This window comes from Bacteroidota bacterium, from assembly GCA_016183775.1.
In the GTDB taxonomy this organism is placed as follows: domain Bacteria; phylum Bacteroidota; class Bacteroidia; order JABDFU01; family JABDFU01; genus JABDFU01.
In genome coordinates, this window is the sequence record JACPDY010000126.1 from 22,956 (window position 1) to 41,957 (window position 19,002).

General features: G+C 40.2%; 16 protein-coding genes. 12 read left to right on the top strand and 4 right to left on the bottom strand.

Translation table 11 applies throughout. The features are described 5' to 3' along the window. Positions 1 to 54: 54 nt before the first annotated feature. The 4 genes from HYU69_14905 to HYU69_14920 form a co-directional block, all read right to left on the bottom strand. Positions 55 to 3,516 (bottom strand): efflux RND transporter permease subunit, encoded by a 3,462-nt coding sequence (locus tag HYU69_14905; protein ID MBI2271631.1) that lies wholly within the window; start codon positions 3,514 to 3,516, stop codon positions 55 to 57. Between the two features lie 49 nt (positions 3,517 to 3,565). Continuing rightward, positions 3,566 to 4,687, bottom strand: coding sequence for an efflux RND transporter periplasmic adaptor subunit (locus HYU69_14910; GenBank protein MBI2271632.1), 1,122 nt, complete (start codon positions 4,685 to 4,687; stop codon positions 3,566 to 3,568). A 74-nt stretch (positions 4,688 to 4,761) separates the two neighbouring features. Further along, positions 4,762 to 6,114, bottom strand: coding sequence for a TolC family protein (locus HYU69_14915; protein ID MBI2271633.1), 1,353 nt, complete (start codon positions 6,112 to 6,114; stop codon positions 4,762 to 4,764). Between the two features lie 47 nt (positions 6,115 to 6,161). After that, positions 6,162 to 6,788: a TetR/AcrR family transcriptional regulator gene (locus tag HYU69_14920; GenBank protein MBI2271634.1), complete on the bottom strand. Its 627-nt coding sequence runs from the start codon at positions 6,786 to 6,788 to the stop codon at positions 6,162 to 6,164. 162 nt (positions 6,789 to 6,950) lie between these two features. Between HYU69_14920 and asnS the strand changes: the two genes are divergently transcribed. The 12 genes from asnS to HYU69_14980 all read left to right on the top strand — a co-directional run bounded on the left by asnS (position 6,951) and on the right by HYU69_14980 (position 18,999). Beyond that, entirely contained in the window at positions 6,951 to 8,369 is a 1,419-nt protein-coding gene (gene asnS, locus HYU69_14925; GenBank protein MBI2271635.1) for an asparagine--tRNA ligase, read from the top strand. A gap of 27 nt (positions 8,370 to 8,396) precedes the next feature. Beyond that, on the top strand, positions 8,397 to 9,470 hold the full coding sequence (locus HYU69_14930) for a DUF1016 domain-containing protein (GenBank protein MBI2271636.1): 1,074 nt from the start codon (positions 8,397 to 8,399) through the stop codon (positions 9,468 to 9,470). Positions 9,471 to 9,556: 86 nt separating this feature from the next. Beyond that, positions 9,557 to 9,889 carry a protein tyrosine phosphatase gene (locus HYU69_14935; protein MBI2271637.1) on the top strand — a complete coding sequence of 111 codons (333 nt, stop codon included), beginning with the start codon at positions 9,557 to 9,559 and terminating at the stop codon, positions 9,887 to 9,889. Beyond that, entirely contained in the window at positions 9,876 to 10,115 is a 240-nt protein-coding gene (locus HYU69_14940) for a hypothetical protein (protein ID MBI2271638.1), read from the top strand. The genes HYU69_14935 and HYU69_14940 overlap by 14 nt, the downstream gene beginning before the upstream one ends. Before the next feature lie 122 nt (positions 10,116 to 10,237). Further along, the gene (gene rpoN, locus HYU69_14945; protein MBI2271639.1) at positions 10,238 to 11,704 is read left to right on the top strand and encodes an RNA polymerase factor sigma-54; all 1,467 of its coding nucleotides are present in this window, start codon (positions 10,238 to 10,240) and stop codon (positions 11,702 to 11,704) included. 24 nt (positions 11,705 to 11,728) lie between these two features. Then, complete coding sequence (locus HYU69_14950) at positions 11,729 to 12,364, top strand: phosphatase PAP2 family protein (protein ID MBI2271640.1); 636 nt, start codon at positions 11,729 to 11,731, stop codon at positions 12,362 to 12,364. 141 nt (positions 12,365 to 12,505) lie between these two features. Continuing rightward, positions 12,506 to 13,285 carry an enoyl-CoA hydratase/isomerase family protein gene (locus HYU69_14955; protein MBI2271641.1) on the top strand — a complete coding sequence of 260 codons (780 nt, stop codon included), beginning with the start codon at positions 12,506 to 12,508 and terminating at the stop codon, positions 13,283 to 13,285. A gap of 48 nt (positions 13,286 to 13,333) precedes the next feature. Beyond that, on the top strand, positions 13,334 to 14,818 hold the full coding sequence (locus HYU69_14960) for an oligosaccharide flippase family protein (GenBank protein MBI2271642.1): 1,485 nt from the start codon (positions 13,334 to 13,336) through the stop codon (positions 14,816 to 14,818). After that, a complete protein-coding gene (gene dut / locus HYU69_14965; GenBank protein ID MBI2271643.1) occupies positions 14,808 to 15,242 on the top strand; it encodes a dUTP diphosphatase in 435 nt (144 codons plus the stop codon). The genes HYU69_14960 and dut overlap by 11 nt, the downstream gene beginning before the upstream one ends. Positions 15,243 to 15,336: 94 nt before the next feature. After that, the gene (locus HYU69_14970) at positions 15,337 to 16,344 is read left to right on the top strand and encodes an NTP transferase domain-containing protein (protein MBI2271644.1); all 1,008 of its coding nucleotides are present in this window, start codon (positions 15,337 to 15,339) and stop codon (positions 16,342 to 16,344) included. 32 nt (positions 16,345 to 16,376) lie between these two features. Then, positions 16,377 to 18,128: a tetratricopeptide repeat protein gene (locus HYU69_14975; protein ID MBI2271645.1), complete on the top strand. Its 1,752-nt coding sequence runs from the start codon at positions 16,377 to 16,379 to the stop codon at positions 18,126 to 18,128. Beyond that, positions 18,121 to 18,999 (top strand): DUF4292 domain-containing protein, encoded by an 879-nt coding sequence (locus HYU69_14980; GenBank protein ID MBI2271646.1) that lies wholly within the window; start codon positions 18,121 to 18,123, stop codon positions 18,997 to 18,999. The genes HYU69_14975 and HYU69_14980 overlap by 8 nt, the downstream gene beginning before the upstream one ends. Positions 19,000 to 19,002 lie beyond the last annotated feature (3 nt).

Here is a 19,002-nt window from a genome sequence, read left to right on the forward strand (position 1 = left end):
CCAACAAACATTCGGCTTTAGCCCAAATAGGGGATGCCACTTATTTCCGTCAACTTAATAAGCTTCGCGATAAATATTTTTACCAACGAATATCTTACATATCAAAATAAAGAATGGTACATACATCAACAGGTGCGGCAAATGCAAGTGATCAAGTATTTTAACGGATTGTCCTTTTAATCTATAGCTGATCATGTACATCGCGGGAACCAATATTAATGTCAAAAATGTTGCAAATCCTAACCCGAATATCATTGTCCATGATAAAGGGCCCCAGAAAGCAACACTGTCACCACCAAAGAAAATTTCAGGGTTGAGATGTGTAAATAATTTAACAAAATCGATATTCAGCCCGACGGCTAAAGGGATCAATCCGAGTATTGTGGCAGATGCGGTTAATATAACAGGGGTCATACGCGTGCGCCCCGCTTCCATTATTGCATCGCGGGCGCTCATTCCCTGTGCCAACATCAGATCTGTAAATTCTACTAAAAGAATACCATTCCGAACAACAATTCCTGCCAAAGCGACAATTCCGATGCCGGTCATAACGATCGACATGTCCATATTGAAAATGGCTGTTCCGAGCAATACGCCAATTATGCTGAAAAATATTTCAGTAAGAATAATAAAAGGTTTTGAAACCGAATTGAATTGCATTACGAGGATTACAATGATCAATCCGATCGAAGTAAGCAATGCTCCCCCCAAAAAGTTCATCGTTTCAATTTGCTCTTCCTGTGAGCCCACCATTTTTACCTCTACTCCATCCGGGGCATGAAACTTTTCCACTTCCTTTTGTACTTTCAGCGCTACTTCATTTTCTGTTCCCTGCACAAGCACATTGGATGAAAGTGTGATAACACGTTTCTGATTTTTTCTTTTAATCCCTCCGAATGTATTTTCATAACGAATGTCAGCAAAGGATGAGATCGGCACCTGGCGGATCATTCCGTTCATCGCCATATCGCGGTAAACAATGGTCATGTTCTTTAACTGGTCGATATTGTTCCTCTGTTTTTCATCATATCTTATTTGTATCGGGTATTCATCATCCAGATCGCGGAATTTAGATGTCCGCAGCTGACCAAAAACGGCATTGCGGATCTCGCTCCCGATCTGTCCGACAGAGATCCCCTCCCGGTTAGCCCGTTCACGGTCAATGTCAAAAACTATTTCCGGTTTGTTATCCTCAAAATCTGATCTTAATTCCTCGACACCTTCAATGTGCAGACTATCGAGGTATCTTTTTACCTGCTTTGAAGTTATATTCATCGCCACCAGATCATCACCCGAAATCTCGACTGTAATGGCCTTTGGCTGAGGTGGACCGGCCTGTTCCTGGGTTACTGCAATGTCCGCTCCTGCAATTCCTTTCACTGCATCGCGTATTTCAGCAAGATAGGGCATAGTAGATATTCCATTTCGTTCTGCAAAAGGAACAAATGATATTTGCAGCTTACCTCTGTTCGGATACTGTCCCTGATCTTCATCGGATGGATCGGTAACAGCAATAGTTACGTTAGAAATTACTGAAGAGACAACGGGATTTTCTTTTCCATCGGGATATAAAACGGTACTCACTCTTTTTTCCACTATTTTCAGCACGCTGTCTGTATATGCAGGGTCGGTACCAACAGGAAGAGATACATATACAAATGCAAAATTAGGATCAGAACTCGGGAAGAATGTCGGGGCTTTTCCGCGAGCCATTGTTAATATAATTGATAAAACAAATAAGCCGAATGTAATGGATAAGGTTGAATAAGGTTTTGTCAAAGCCCATGCCAGAATTTTGGAATAGCGATCAATGACCGCAGGCCAGATCTTTTGCTGAAATTTTTTCACCCAGCCAAGCAATACAAACCTGTAAAGCATATTTAATAAAAACATCATTACCAGAAAATTGGCAAAACCAAAATTTCCCCCAACATAAAAGAGTATTGCAAAGCCGAGCAAAACGGCGCTTGTTATTTTAACACCTCTTGTCAATTTTGATTTTCCTGTTTCGTGTTCAACCTCCGGTTTCATAAACGAAGCGGCGAAAACCGGGTTGATGATATAAGCAACGAAAAGTGAGGCGAGTAGAGTAATGATCAGCGTAACAGGCAGAAAGAACATGAATTGACCGATAACTCCATCCCAGAAGGCAAGAGGAATAAAAGGAGCGAGTGTGGTCAACGTACCGGAGAGGACAGGTAAAAACACTTCTCCTGCAGCCATTTTAGCCGCTTCAACAATACTTCGTTTTCCATTGGCAAATAACCGGTGCGTATTCTCGATCACAACGATCGCATCATCCACTACAATTCCGAGTGCGAGCAATAAGCCGAACAATACGATCATATTCATAGTAAACCCAATACTTGGCATTATAAGAAATGCAATGAACATCGATAAAGGAACCGACATAGCAACGAAGATGGCGTTGGTGGCTCCCATGAAGAACATCAAGATGATGGTAACAAGAATAAAACCAATTACTATTGTATTGATAAGATCATGAAGTGTGGTTCGGGTTTGATTACTTTGATCTCCCGTAACAACAACATTCAGGCCCTTCGGAAAATCTGATTCCTGCATTTCCTTTACAATAATTTTTATCTTATCCGAAGCTTCGATCAGGTTAAATCCGGCCCGCTTAACAACGCTAAGTGTAATTACATTTTTGCCGCCAAGGCGGGCAAAACTCTCCTGTTCCTTGAATGTGTCTTTTATCTGAGCAATGTCCTTCAGGTAAATAGGAGCCCCGTTCGGTGATTTTACAATAAGGTTTTCAAGTTCAGTAACATTTTTAAATTCCTTTTTTACGTTGATCGTTCTCCGCATCCCATCCATTTTAACAGTACCTCCTGTAATGGTCATGTTCTCATAGCCAATCGCACGCTCAATATCGCCCAATGAAATCTGGGCTACCTGGGCTTTGTACATATCCACATTCACCTGTATTTCCCTCTCAAGGGCTCCGATCAGGTCAACACGGGTGATCTCTTTAAGCGACTCTATACGATCCTGCAATTTATCAGCATAGTTTTTAATTTTATTCAGATCAAAATCTCCTGAAACATTCACGAACATGATCGGTATTTCAGAAAGATTAATATCCATAACATTCGGATCAGCAGGAAGGTCGATCGGGAGGTCGGCTTTGGCTCTGTCAACAGCATCCTTTACCTTTTGCTTCGCAATATTTATTTTAACATCTGTATTAAATTCGATGATCACATTCGAATAGTCCTGGTAGGAATTACTTGTAACTTTTTTCACCCCCGCAATTGATTTCATTCGTTTCTCCAGCGGCTTGGTCACCAGGTTCTCCATATTCTCCGGTGATGTTCCGGGATAAACCGTGCTGATAAATATTTTGGGGATCACGATCACCGGAAAGTTCTCTTTAGGAAGGCTGTTGTAAGTAGAATAGCCCCACAACGCTATAATGATCGTGAAAATATAAATGCTTGTGCGGTTATTGATCGCCCAGCTGCTTGGTTTGAATTCTTTGAATATTTCTTTCATATTTTTTGGTTGAAAAAGTTTCAGGTTCAGACAACCCGAAACCAGTAACCTAATATTTAATTATCTCCCCTTCATTCAGTTCCTGGTATCCTTTTACGATCAGCTGATCTCCTTCTTTCAACCCCTCTGTGATTTCCGCCCTGCCGTTATACATTTTCCCAACTTTTACCTTTATCTTTTTCACTTTAGTTCCTTCGGCAATAAATATAAAATCGCCTTCGCCTGCATGCTGAATAGTTCCAACAGGCACAATGAGCGCCTTGGGGTTTGAATAATCAATAATTTTCAAAACAGCTATCTGGTTGGGATGATATTCTTTGTTATTATCGAGGTTAACTGTTACAGTAAATGTCCTGTTCAATGGAGAGATCACTTTCGCGGAATAGGCGATTTTTGTTTTCACCGTATCCTTCATATCAGGGACAATGATCACTACATCATTACCGGTTTTAACTTTTGCCCCGTATGATTCAGCTACTTCCGCTTTTACCTTTAAGTTGTTCATATTTACTACCCGGATCGCAGGAACGCCGGGAGCGGCGGCTTGTCCGACTTTAATATCAACCGCATCAACTATTCCATTAATAGGCGAAATAATCTTTGTCATTCTTAATTGTTCCTGCACAGAAGCTATTCTTTTTTCCAGGGACTCTTTCTGATTCTTTGCCTGAAGGTATTGCATCTCGGTTCCGATTTTCTGATCCCAAAGATTTTTCTGTTTTTCAAATAGTGTCCTGGCCAGTTCAAGGCCATTTTGCAATTCAGCGAGTCCTTGCTGAATGGACTTTGAATCAAGTTCGGCTAAAACCTCACCGATAGTTACAGCATCACCAACTTTTGCTATAACTCTTGAAATCGTGCCGGGCATTTCCGCAGTAATGGAAACATTTTCCTCCGCATCAACCCTTCCCTGTACATCAACGTAGTTATTAAATGTTTGTGCCGAAACAATTTGCAGTTCAACAGTTTTAATTTTTTCTGATTTCGAAGTGTCGTCCTTCGTAATTTCTTCTTCAAGGCTTGCAATTTTAACCTGGAGGCCGGACATTTCCTTTTTCAGGCTGTCCAGTGTTCTTACCCTGTTGTCTTTCGATAGACTCTCGCTGTCACTATCTTTACAAGCGATCAGCAAAATTGAAATTGTTACGGCTGCGAATAGAATTTTCTTCATTTTTATTTTGGTTTCAGGTTCAGGGTTACAGGTTACAGGTTCAGGTTAAATTAACCTGAACCTGTAACCTTAAACTATTTTATTAACGTTCCAATAGATTTCTGATAATCAACTTTTGCTATCAATGCATCATACAATGCACTGAAATAATTGGTTTGCGCTTCCTTTAGTGCGGTTTCGGCAGTTAACACTTCTAAGTTTGATCCGACGCCCTGTTCATATTTTAATTTCGATACCTTATAAATCTCTTCTGCCAGAACAATGTTCTTCTTTTGCGTTTCTAAAGATGCCAGTGCATTTTGAAGCTGTGCGCTTGCATTGGCAACCTCCAGATCAATACTTTGCTGAACAAACTTCAGATCATTTTCCGCTTTTTGCATTCCGAGTTTCGATTGTTGTGCTTTATAATGTCGCTGCAGGCCGTTGAAAATGGGCATATTTAAGTTAAGACCCAGGATGGCAAAGTTATACCATGATTTATTCGAATTGTAAAGGTCGAATTTGATGCCGCCTGTATTTGTACCTACGTTTGCAAACCCAACAAGTGTTGGCAAAAAACTGTGTTTGTCATTTTTGTACTGCAGATAAGCCGCCCGTTTTTGGACTTCTGTCATCGAGTATTCGATCCGGCTGGGATAATTTACTTTTTCAAGCAAAGGTTCGGGCTGAAAAGCAATTGATGTAATGTTGTCGGTCAAAGTAAGAGCCGATTTCTGATCAAGCCCCATCTGATATTTCAATAATGAAACACTCAGCCCGGCCAATCGGTTTGCCTTTTCCTTTTCTGTTACAATAGAATTATAAACAAGGGTAATGCGGTCGAGATCTATTTTCTCAACAAAGCCGTTATCATTCAGTGCTTTTGTATCATCCATCAGTTTTTTCAAACGTACAACATTTGCATCCAATAACTTTAGCCGCTCCTGTGCCACCAAAACCGAGTAATATGCCTTTGAAACAGTTTGGACTGTTTCAATTTTAGTGCGTTCGGCGGCCTTTTGCAAAAGCTGCTGATATGTTTTCGCCGCCTGCAATCCGATCAAAAACGAATTGCTGAAAATAAGCTGGCTGGCTGTTATACTTGCGCTTGAAGTATACTGAACACCGAAAGCAAGCGCGGTAATAACATCGGGGGGGGCTGCCGGATTGAATGCGTTCGCCGGAACAAACATTGTTTGAATTTTTTCCATGTCGGTTAAATTCAAGGCTCCGTTAATTTGCGGTAATCCCATGCCGAAAACTTCATTCACTTTATTTTTCGCGATGTCTTCATCAAAAGCTGCATTTTGTATCCTTGTATTGTTTTTTAACGCGTAATCGATCGCCTGCTGCAGTGAAAAGGAATAATTTGCCGTATCCTTTTGTTGAGCATTGGCACTCAATGCGAATGTGATTACAGCCATCCATAGCGAAAATTTTTTCTTCATTTTGTATCTGTTTGCAATTGATGAGACGTTCATGAACAAATAATATTTTATATCAATGTTTTTAACTTCAAGTCCTTCTCTTTACGCTTATTGATCAATTTGTGCCCTTTTAATGTACATATCCCATATAAAAAATGCTCGGCCATATTCAACTGCACTTCAGTTATATTGTATTTATCCAATGGAAAAATAGTCTGACTGAAACCCATTTCAATTTCCTCGATCCGTAAACGGGCAAGTATCTTTACATTAATATCTTCACGGACATAACCATCTTTAATACCCTTCCGGAGCGTTTCTTCAACCATTTTTAAAATAAAGTTTGTTTTAAAATCACGGAAAAGCTTCCATGTTTGAGGATAATACTTTTGCAGATCATAAAACATAACCGGATTTCTGTTAGAGAACATGATCTGCATTTGCTTCATACACAAAAAAACCTCTTCAATAATATCCTTTGATTTGCGCTGTATCTCCGAAAATATTTTACAATTTCCCTCCAACGTTTGAGTCATAAGCTGGTGCACTACATCATCCTTGTCCTTGTAAAACCGATAGATCGTTTTTTTTGACATCCCCAAATGCTGGGCGATTTCGTCCATTGTAATGCTCTTTATCCCCAAACGGATAAAGAGCTCCTCTGCTCCTTTCAATATCCTTTCTTTCGTTTTCATGCACCTTCCGTAAAATACGGGTGCAAAACTATGGAAACAGTTTCTATTTCCAAAGTTTCCATTAACTATTAGCTTGGATTACAGATTTTACCGATATAATTCACTTATTCATTGATAAATCGCTTAATTTTTGTTTTTTTGTACCCCTTTAATATTCAAACTATGGAAAAATATAAAGTAGCTGATCTGCTCAGATCGACTGAATACGGGAAAGAAGTATCTATTAAAGGCTGGGTGCGTACCAAGCGCGGGAATAAGAATGTTGCTTTTATTGCGCTGAACGATGGTTCTGTTATTCACAATATACAGGCTGTTGTTGACCTTGCAAAAATTTCCGAAGAGGAGTTGAAACATGTCACTACAGGCGCATGCATAGCTGTAACAGGAACGCTGACAAAATCGCAGGGACAGGGACAAAGTGTGGAGATTCAGACAACGAAATTAGACGTACTGGGAATTGCAGATGAAACATTTCCATTGCAAAAAAAGGCTCATACGCTTGAGTTTTTGCGGGAGATAGCCCATCTACGGCCTCGTACAAATACATTCGGCGCTATTTTGCGCATCCGCCACCACATGTCATTCGCCATTCATAAGTTTTTTAACGATCAAGGATTCTATTATCTCCACGCGCCTATCGTTACAGGTACTGATGCAGAAGGCGCAGGCGAAATGTTCAGGGTAACCACACTCGACATAGACAAACCTCCACGCAACCCCGATGGCACAATTGATTATAAGCAGGATTTTTTTGGCCGTCAAACCAACCTGACTGTTTCCGGGCAGTTGGAATCCGAATTAGCAGCAACCGCTTTAGGTTTGGTATACACTTTTGGCCCTACATTTCGCGCTGAGAATTCGAACACTCCACGTCATTTGGCAGAATTCTGGATGATAGAGCCCGAGATGGCGTTTTACGAGATAAAAGATAATATGGACCTTGCTGAAAGCATGTTGAAATATCTTGTTCAATATGCCCTTGACAATTGCGGTGATGACATCGCGTTTTTAAACAATCGTGCAATTGAAGAAGATAAAACAAAAAAAGAGCACGAACGAAGCAAAACTACATTATTGGAACGCCTGAATAATGTAAAAAATGAGCCGTTCAAACGTATTACATATACAGAAGCAATAGAAGTTCTTAAGCTGGGTAAAAAATTTGAATTCCGTCCCGAGTGGGGAAAAGACCTGCAAAAGGAGCACGAAAACTTTTTAGTAGATCATTTTAAAGTACCCGTTATTGTTACCGATTACCCAAAAGGCATAAAAGCTTTTTATATGAAACAAAATGAGGATGGCAAAACAGTGCGCGCCATGGATGTTTTGTTCCCTTATGTGGGCGAAATGATCGGCGGTTCACAGCGTGAAGAAAATTACGATAAGCTACAGGCAAGGATAAAGGAAATGGGCATTCATGAGCAAAGCCTTTGGTGGTACATGGAAACACGCAAATATGGCACATGCCCTCATAGTGGGTTTGGGCTTGGCTTTGAGCGATTGATATTATTTATTACCGGCATGACCAATGTACGGGATATCATTCCGTTTCCAAGGACGCCGAAGAATGCGGAGTTTTAGTTGAAGCAGAAATGCTTAATGGCATACATGGGAAAAGCAAAAAAGAAAATAACACCTGGTAGAATTAAGAAAACAGACGTGCTGTTTAGCGAAATAAAATCGCGGATAGAACAAGCGCGGAAGGAAGTAGCTGTCCAAGTGAATCAATCATTGACACTGCTTTATTGGAACATTGGTAACATTATTCATCATCATATTCTGGACAGCAGCCGTGCAGGATACAGCAAAGAAATTGTCGTGACACTGTCGCGACAATTGACGGCAGAATATGGGAATGGCTATAGCATTTCTGGATTATGGCGCATGGTTCAATTCAGACAATCATTTGCCAATTCTCAAATTCTCGCGACACTGTCGCAAGAATTGAGTTGGAGCCATTTCACGGAACTGGTTACCATTGAAACAGAGGCTCAACGAATGTTTTACGCCCAAATGGCAATTATTGAACGATGGAGCGTGCGTCAGCTTCGGGAACGTATAGATAGCATGTTGTTTGAGCGGACCGCCCTTTCAAAAAAGCCTGAAAAACTTATTAAGCAAGAGTTGAGAAAACTTCCATCCGGCAGTATTGCCAATCCTGATCTGGTTTTCCGCGATCCATACCTTTTAGATTTTCTTGGCCTTAAAGAAACTTATTCCGAAAAAGACCTAGAGGACGCAATACTGGCACAAGTACAACAATTTATCATTGAGCTTGGCAGCGATTTTGCATTTCTGGCAAGGCAAAAACGAATCGTTATAGACGGTACAGATTATAAAATTGATCTGTTGTTTTATCACCGTGGCTTAAAATGCCTCGTGGCGATTGATTTGAAACTGGGAAAATTCCGTGCCGCCGATAAAGGGCAAATGGAATTGTACTTACGCTGGCTCGAAAAACATGAGCAACGTGAAGGTGAAAATGCCCCAGTTGGCCTGATACTTTGTTCCGATAAATCGGATGAGCATGTTGAGCTTTTATTACTGAAAGAAAACCGGATAAAAGTGGCGCAATATTACACTCAATTGCCTTCCATGAAAATACTGAAAGATAAATTACATAAAGCAATACTCATAGCCCGGCAAAAAGAAGAAATAAAACAACAGAAAAAGGGTAAGTGAGAACAATTACTGTGAATGAAACAAAATCGATTCCGTTTCCAAGGACGCCGAAGAATGCGGAGTTTTAGAGGAGCGAGCCAAATGACATGAATATTCTTTTTATATGTAGTAGAAATAATTGGCGAAGCCCAACTGCTGAAAAAATTTATAAGAACAGACAAGACTTTAAAGTAAAATCAGCTGGGACAGAGCCTTCTGCACGAATAAGAGTGACTGCAAAGCTTATTGACTGGTCTGATATAATATTTGTAATGGAAAAAACTCATAAACAACGATTGACCGAAAAATTTCCTGACAACATCGTCAACAAATCTGTTTTCATTCTTGACATATCAGACGATTATGAATACATGGATACAGAACTTATTGAAAGTATTAAAGCATCAGTTTCCCCATATCTAAAAAATGTCAAAAAGTAGAGAGAAGGACCTTTATTTAAAAGAATTCCCTGAAATACGCAAGTGGTTAAATGAATGTCAGATTTGCCATGCCATTGGTTACAAACCAGAACTGCCGGTCAAAATATATCCTAGGCTTATGGCTGAAAATATTCGCGGGTTGTTTGGTCCCTTAACGGTTAACTACATTAGTATTTGCGAAGATTGTGCCCGTCATTGGGAAGGCTTAAAACAAAAAGACCTATAACAATTTGTTTTTCAAATGAAAGATGACAGTAGAAAAAATCATACCCCCATTTTGATTTTTGTCACACATTGCATAAGTACTCAAGATATTCGTAAATTCGTAACCATTCGTTATTCGTACCAATGTTAAGACAAAATTTAAGTCAAAAGCTACTTCAAAAACTGTCCCCGCAGCAAATTCAGCTCATGAAAATGCTGCAATTGCCTACTATTGCCCTTGAACAACGTATTAAGGAGGAAATGGAAGCCAATCCGGCATTGGAGGAAGGCGAAGAAGTAGAGGAAGAAGAAAACAAAGAAGACGAAGACATTCTCAGCGAGGAAACAGGTGATGATGAAAATGAAGATGGCCTGGAGAAGGATGATTTTTCAATGGACGACTATATGGATGAGGATGAAGGAGAATCCTACAAGCTAAAAGTCAACAACGCGAGTGCGGATGATGAACGCAAAGAGATCCCGGTTACATCGGCCATAACATTACAGGAAATACTCGAAAACCAGCTTGGCTTGCAGGACCTGGATGACCACAAATACCAAGTAGCGTTGTATTTGATAGGAAATATTGATGATGAAGGATATTTACGCCGGGATATTGTTTCGATCGTTGATGATATCGCTTTTTCACAAAATATTATTACTACGGAGCAGGAGTTATTGGAAATGCTGCATATTATTCAGCGGTTCGATCCGCCGGGAGTCGGTGCCCGCGACCTGCAGGAATGTTTGCTGCTACAGCTACAGCGCAAGGATGATCGGTACATAGAGATCTCGCTGGCCATTGAGGTGGTTAAAAACCACATGGAAGAATTTTCCAAAAAACATTACGAGAAAATTCAGAAAAAGCTTGAAATAGACGAAGAGCAGCTAAAGGAAGTAATTCACGAAATTGTAAAACTCGATCCCAAACCAGGCAATTCAAGCGGCGACAATCAAAAAAATATTCAGGAAATTATCCCTGATTTTATCTTAACCAACAGTGATGGCATCCTTGAACTATCCCTGAACTCGCGTAATCAACCGGAACTGCGGGTGAGTAAAGATTACCAGCAAATGCAGGATGAATACTCCAAAGCAAAAGATAAACAAAGCAAAGAAGCCTCTTCTTTTGTCAAACAAAAAATAGAAAGCGCCCGTTGGTTCATTGATGCCATTAAGCAGCGGGAAAATACATTAATGGCTACCATGCGCACCATCATGGAATACCAGTTCGAATATTTTTTAGAAGGCGATGAGGCAAAGCTGAAACCCATGATACTTAAAGATATTTCTGATCGTACAGGGCTCGATATCTCCACTATTTCACGTGTTACCAACAGCAAATACGTTCAAACACAATTTGGCACGTTCCCGTTAAAATCTTTTTTCTCCGAATCCCTTTCCACCGATTCGGGTGAAGAAGTTTCATCAAAAGAAGTAAAAAAAATATTGCAGGATAACATCGCCGCCGAAAGCAAAAAGAAACCGCTTACTGATGATGCCCTCACTAAACTGCTGACAGAAAAGGGTTATAACATTGCCCGCCGCACTGTTGCCAAATACCGCGAAATGCTGGGGATACCGGTTGCCAGGATGAGAAAGGAGCTGTAAGGAATTAAAAATTAAGAATCGAGAATGACAAATGAAATTCCCCCCAGTCGCTCTGTATTAGCAAAAACCATTTCGTATATATTCCACCCTCTTTTAATTCCAACCATTGGCCTTTGGTTTATTTTTAATTCCCGATCATACATCAGCTTCATTATCACCCCTGAACTGCAAAACGCCTTATATGTAGTAGTGTTTATTGCCACTTTTGTATTTCCGGTCTTAAGCAGTATACTTCTGCTTATTATAGGACGCATTAAGAGTCTGGAAATGGAAAGCCCGGAAGAAAGACGTATACCATATCTGCTCACTGCCATCTATTATTCACTCGGCTATTATATGCTTACCACAAAAGTTCCATTACCGGAGCAGATAAACCTGATGCTTTTAGGGGCAAATATATCGGTCGTGCTCACTATGCTTATTAATATTAAATGGAAAATAAGTGCGCACACCATTGGTATTGGAGGCTTAATCGGCACACTACTTGGTTTTGGGTACCAATTACAGGTTAATGTTATTAATGAATTAATATTAGCATTCCTTATCGCAGGTTTAATTGGTTATGCCCGGCTACGCCTCCATGCACATACTCAATCACAGGTTTACGTGGGTTACCTTGTAGGATTTTTGTGTGAGTTTTTATTGTTTGTTTCCTTATAGCCCTCCCCTCTGTGTGAGAGCCAGTGAGAAAGCGAGAGAGGGTGCGATAGGATGTAAACAGGAAGGGGTATGTTTCTGATGCAATTACGACTCCTTCCCCATCAAAGTTTTACGTATTTTTAGGCAACAAAAAACTCTACTATGCCATTTGAAAACCTCCTCACAAAAACTGAAAACGGGGTCCATACTATTATTATCAACCGGCCCGATAAACTAAACGCTTTAAATAAAAAAACTGTACAAGAGATCGGTGCTGCTGTTAAAGAAGCCATTGCTGATAGTATAGTTAAAGGCATTATTATTACGGGTGCCGGGCCAAAATCATTTGTCGCCGGGGCTGATATATCCGAATTTGTCGGTCTTAGTGTTGAACAAGGCAAAGCAATGGCAAAAGCGGGGCAGGATGTATTTAAACTCATCGAAGAGTCGCCAAAACCTATAATTGCTGCCGTAAATGGCTTTGCTTTAGGAGGAGGCTGTGAACTGGCTATGTCATGCCATTTAAGGATTGCAAGTGATAATGCTAAATTCGGTCAGCCCGAAGTAAATCTCGGATTAATAGCCGGCTATGGAGGAACGCAACGATTGACACAATTGATAGGAAAAGCCAGGTCACTGGAACTGCACATGACAGCCGATATACTGACAGCGCAACAGGCACTGCAATTTGGCCTAGTCAATTACGTTATATCACCTGATCAATTGATGACCAAATGCCTTGAATTGCTCGAAAAAATAAAAACGAAAGCCCCCTTAGCCATTGCCGGAGTTATAGCAAGTGTTAATATGTATTATACAGATGGAGTAAATGGGTTTGACGCTGAAGTAAATGAATTTGGCAAATGCTTTTCCACAACTGATTTTAAAGAAGGCACAGCCGCCTTTTTAGAAAAACGCAAAGCAAATTTTGCCGGGAAATAAATAAAAAAACTCTGTCAGGGTTTAGAACCCTGACAGAGTTCTATAAAATTGAGTACACTTAAAAAATTAGCGGGACAAACAGCGGTATATGGTTTAAGCACCATAGTCGGACGACTATTGAATTACCTCCTTGTTCCGCTTTATACATATAACTTCAGTACCAGCGAATATGGCGTGGTTACAGAAATGTACGCCTATATTTCATTTCTTATTATTGTTGTTACATATGGAATGGAAACTGCTTTGTTTAATTTCTCCGCTTCAGAAGAAAATAAAGATAAAGTATACAGCACCGCACTTATTTCAGTACTTGTAAGTACTGCAGTCTTTATTAGCCTGGTCATTTTATTTGCCGATCCGCTCGCAGTAATGATAAAACATCCGCAACATGCTGATTATGTTTTATGGGTCATCCTTATTATCGGGCTTGATGCATTTACATCTATCCCTTTCGCCAAGCTGCGGGAACAGAATAAAGCAGGACGGTTTGCTTTTATAAAGATCATCAACATTGCTATAAATATCGCGCTCAATATATTCTTTATCGCCATTTGTAAGAACGCGTACAATAACCCTTCAAGCACCTTTTATTCCATTGCTAACGCGGTTTATAGCCCTGAAATAGGAGTGGGTTACGTATTCATCTCCAACCTGGCAGCAAGCTTCGTGGTGTTATTGCTATTGTTCCCAGAAGTTGTAAGGATCAAATACACGTTCGACCGCGAATTGTGGAAACGGATGATGACCTATGCGTTACCACTTTTACTTGCAGGTTTAGCGGGAATGACCAATGAAACGATGGATCGCATCCTGCTTAAATATATGCTGCCAAAAGATATTGCTGAATCGCAGGTAGGTATTTACGGAGCCTGTTACAAAATATCTATACTTATGACCATTTTCGTTCAAACGTTCAGGTATGCTGCAGAACCTTTTTTCTTTTCCAATTCACGTGAAAAAAATTCAAAGGAATTATATGCTGATGTAATGAAATATTTCATTATCGCCTGTTCTTTTATTTTTCTTGCCACCATGCTAAATTTATCGTGGATACAATATTTTGTTGGCAAAGAGTTCCGATCAGGACTTGATGTAGTACCGATACTTCTGATCGCCAATCTTTGTCTTGGCGCATTCTTTAACCTTTCCATTTGGTATAAGCTGACCAACAAAACAAAGTTTGGCGCTTATTTAACAGGTCTCGGCGCCGTAATCACGCTAACACTTAATTTTCTGCTTATTCCCGTTATGGGCTTTATGGGCTCGGCATGGGCAACATTAACTTGCTATGTCACCATGATGATTGCCTCCTATTTTCTTGGCAATAAACATTTCCCTGTTAATTACAATCTGAAACGCATTTTGGGATACCTCACATTATCATTAGCTTTGTACTTTACTGGTTATTACCTCATTCCGGGAAATTCGGCCCTCACAATTGCGCTGAACAACTTGTTGGTTTTACTGTTTATTTCAACAGTATATTTCCTTGAACGTGATGGTATTAAAAAACTGATCAACAATGAAAATTAAGGTTATAAATAAGTCAAAGCATCCTCTGCCACAATATGCAACAGGTTCATCGGCAGGAGTTGACCTGCGTGCGAATATTGATTCGGCAATCGTTTTAAGATCATTGGAACGGGCAATTGTTCCTACCGGTTTATTCATTGAATTACCTGCCGGGTATGAAGCACAGATCCGTCCCCGCAGCGGATTGGCAGCGAAAAATGGCTTAACTGTACTTAACTCACCCGGTACTATTGATGCCGATTACAGGGGCGAGATTAAAGTCATTTTGGTTAATCTATCCAAAGAAGATTTTACTATTAATGATGGTGAACGCATCGCACAAATGGTAATCGCAAAACATGAACAGGCCGAATGGATTGAAGTGCAGGAATTAATCGATACCGAACGCGGCGCGGGAGGATTTGGACATACGGGAACGAAGTAAAATGGTTGTTAGTTGTTGGTTGTTAGTTGTTAGTTATAAAAGAACAAACAATCTAATAACTGACAACTTTTAACTGACAACTTTTAAAACAACTATGAAAATAATCATTCCAATGGCCGGCATGGGTAAACGAATGCGGCCGCATACACTTACCACTCCCAAGCCTCTTATTCCCATTGCCGGAAAGCCAATGGTACAGTGGATCGTGGAAGACATTACAAAGGTTTGTGACGAAAAAGTTGATGAGATCGCTTTTGTTGTTGGGCGCTTTGGTAAAGAGGCAGAAGGGCACTTAATTAAAGTCGCTGAAAAACTGGGAGCTAAAGGCACTATCCATTACCAGGACGAAGCGCTGGGGACTGCACATGCAATTATGTGCGCGAAAAGTGCATTGACCGGAAAAGTGGTTGTCGCTTTCGCTGACACTTTATTCAAAGCTGATTTTAAACTTGACTCTTCGAATGAGGGTATTATCTGGGTGCAAAAAGTTGAGGATCCCCGCCCATTTGGCGTGGTCAAGCTGAATAAAGACAATGTAATAACTGACTTTATTGAAAAACCGCAACAATTTGTCTCCGATCTGGCCATTATAGGCATCTATTATTTTAAAGACGGTGGGTACCTTAAAAAAGAGCTGCAGTATTTGCTGGATAATAACATCAGGGAAAAAGGAGAGTACCAGCTTACGAATGCCCTCGAGAACATGAAACAAAAGGGAACAAAATTTGTACCGGGAAAAGTAACAGAATGGCTTGACTGTGGCAATAAAGATGCCACCGTACATACCAATCAACGTATACTTGAGTTTAATAAAGGAAACACCGCGATGATTTCAAAAACACATACCGAACAAAACAGCAGCATCATTGAGCCCTGTTTTATTGGCGAAAACGTTAAACTGATTAACTCAAAAATTGGTCCGTATGCTTCCATTGGTGATAATTGCGTGATCGAGAATTCTGAAGTTAAAAATTGCATTGTTCAAACAAATACCAGGATCATAGGGGCTGTCCTTAGCAATTCAATGCTCGGAAATTTTGTTGAATTTTATGGAAAAAGCAGTGACGCGAGCATCGGTGATTATACTACAATTAAAAATTAAAAACCTGAATCTTTTTGGGAAGGCCAATTAATATGAAAAAGTTATACCTCTGCATACTGGTTATCAGCACGCTGATCTTTACATCGTGCAAGACCACTACAAAAACCACTGCAGGTGCGGCGAAGGTGTCAGGCGCTTCTTCAAAAAAGGAATTAAGTGAAAAGGAACGGATTGACTTTGATTACCTGTTTTTTAACGCCAATAAAGAGCTGATGCTTGGCAACTTTGAATTAGCCACCAATCTTTTTTTACAATGTATTAAGCTCGACCCCACTAATGCGACTCCAATGTATGAGCTTGCAAAAATATACAGCTATGCCGGAAATAAAGATAAGGCCCTTGAGCTGAGCGGTAAAGCAGCTAATATCGATCAAAAAAATATCTGGTATCAACTTTTGTATGCCGATGGCCTAATGGCAAAAAAACAGTATAGCCAGGCAATAGAAATATATCAACGCATTATTAAAATCAACCCCGATCGGATCGATATGTATTTTGAATTGGCAGAAACATACATGCTCGCCAACAAACCTCAGGAAGCTATCAAAGTATATGATCGTATTGAAGAAAAAACGGGTATTACTGAAGAAGCTTCGATTCAGAAGGTAAGAATTTATACTCAGCTAAAGAACACTGAAAAAGCCGTTAAAGAACTGAATAAACTGATCCGGCTTAATCCCAGAGAACCCAAATACTATGGTATGCTTGGTGAAATATACCAGAATACCGGTCAGAAGGATAAAGCTATGCAAACCTACAACGACCTTCTGAAAGTGGATCCCGAAAATCCTTATGTACATCTTTCCATTGCCCAGCACTACTTCGAGGCAAAACAAGATGCGAAAGGCTTTGAGGAATATAAACTCGCTTTCCGTAATCCGAAACTGGATATTGACACAAAAATAAAGATCCTGCTTTCCTATTACGCTATCTCTGAAAACAAACCGGCTGTGAAGGACGACGCGCTTCAATTATGTAAGGCACTGATCGAAGCTCACCCTGACGAAGCCAAATCTTACGCGATGTACGGCGACTTCCTGTACCGCGATAAAAAAATGACTGAGGCACGCGATGCATACCGGATGGCAATTGCCCGCGACAAAACAAAATATGCTATCTGGAGCCAGGTATTACTCATTGATTCTGACCTCGGTGATTTTGACGCGATGCTATTCGACAGCAAACAGACCATTGAGCTTTTCCCCGCGCAACCTCTCGGATACTTTTTTAACGGAATAGCCAATATCCAGAAAAAAGAATACAAAAAGGGAGTGGAGGTATTAAGCGAAGGAAAAGATTATGTAGTGGATAACGCTCCCCTGCTCTCCCAGTTCTATGCAAGCCTTGGTGATGCGAATCACCAGCTTAAAGAATACAAAGCCTCTGATGAAGCATATGAAAAGGCTCTTGAACTCGATGCTAAAAATACTTACGTGCTGAATAATTACGCCTATTATTTATCTCTGCGAAAAGAAAAGCTGCTTCGTGCCGAAGAGATGTCAAAGAAAACGGTCGACCTGGAGCCCGCCAACAATTCTTTCCTGGATACCTATGGATGGATCCTTTATCAAATGGGAAATTATGAAGAAGCGAAAAAATGGATAGGAAAAGCTCTCGACAACGAAGCCCGTGGAAATGGCGTCATACTTGAACACTATGGCGATATTTTATTTAAGTTGGGAGAAACAGAAAAAGCGATGGGATATTGGAACGACGCGAAACAAAAAGGGGGAAATTCGGAGTTCCTTGATAAAAAAATTGCGGATAAAAAATTATATGAATAATTCAATACTCCCTGCCAGACCAATTCCTTCTCTTTTCTTTCGCGCACTTTTATATTTCAGCTTTACACTTATCGTATTCTCTTCCTGTAAAACAGGAAAAAAAATTACTGCAACCCATTCGCAGCATATCACCAAAAAATCGGCAAAGGAATTAGAACAACTGCTCAAAAAAAATGAATTCAGGTTCGATTGGATCAGCGCCAAATTCGCCGCAGAGATAATACTAGATAGCATGCAAACTTCATTCAATGTGAATCTGCGGGGTCGTAAGGATAGCCTCCTGTGGATGTCAATTACCGCTCCCCTGATCGGTATTGAAGCCGCAAGGGCAGTTATTACAAAGGACTCAGTAAAGTTCATCGATCGGATCCATTCTGAATATTTTGCAGGCGATTTTATATATGTCAACAAGCTGCTTCATGCCGACCTTGATTTTGAACTTATACAATCCTTATTGATCGGCAATAGTGTTGATTTTTATGAAGACGATGACAAGCTTCACTCATCCGTAAGTGACGGTCAGTATGTATTAAGTACGGTCCGGAAACGTAAACTGCGAAAAGTCATTGAACGCAATAAAGAACTGAGAGACCCCGCTCAAACCATCTGGCTTGATCCGCAGACATTTAAAATTGTGCGCGTGTTATTTAATGACTTTAATCAGAACAGAACCTTTACCGCCAATTTCGATAAGTTTGATAAAGTAGACTCATTGCTATTTCCCAATAGCATGCATTATAATATTAAAGCGGAGAAGAACGTTGATATAAAAATTGAGTATTCGAAAGTCGGTATAAATACTGTTCAGACATTCCCTTTTAGTATTCCTGCAAAATATGAACGCATTGTTTACAAAGAAAAAGAGAAATAGCCG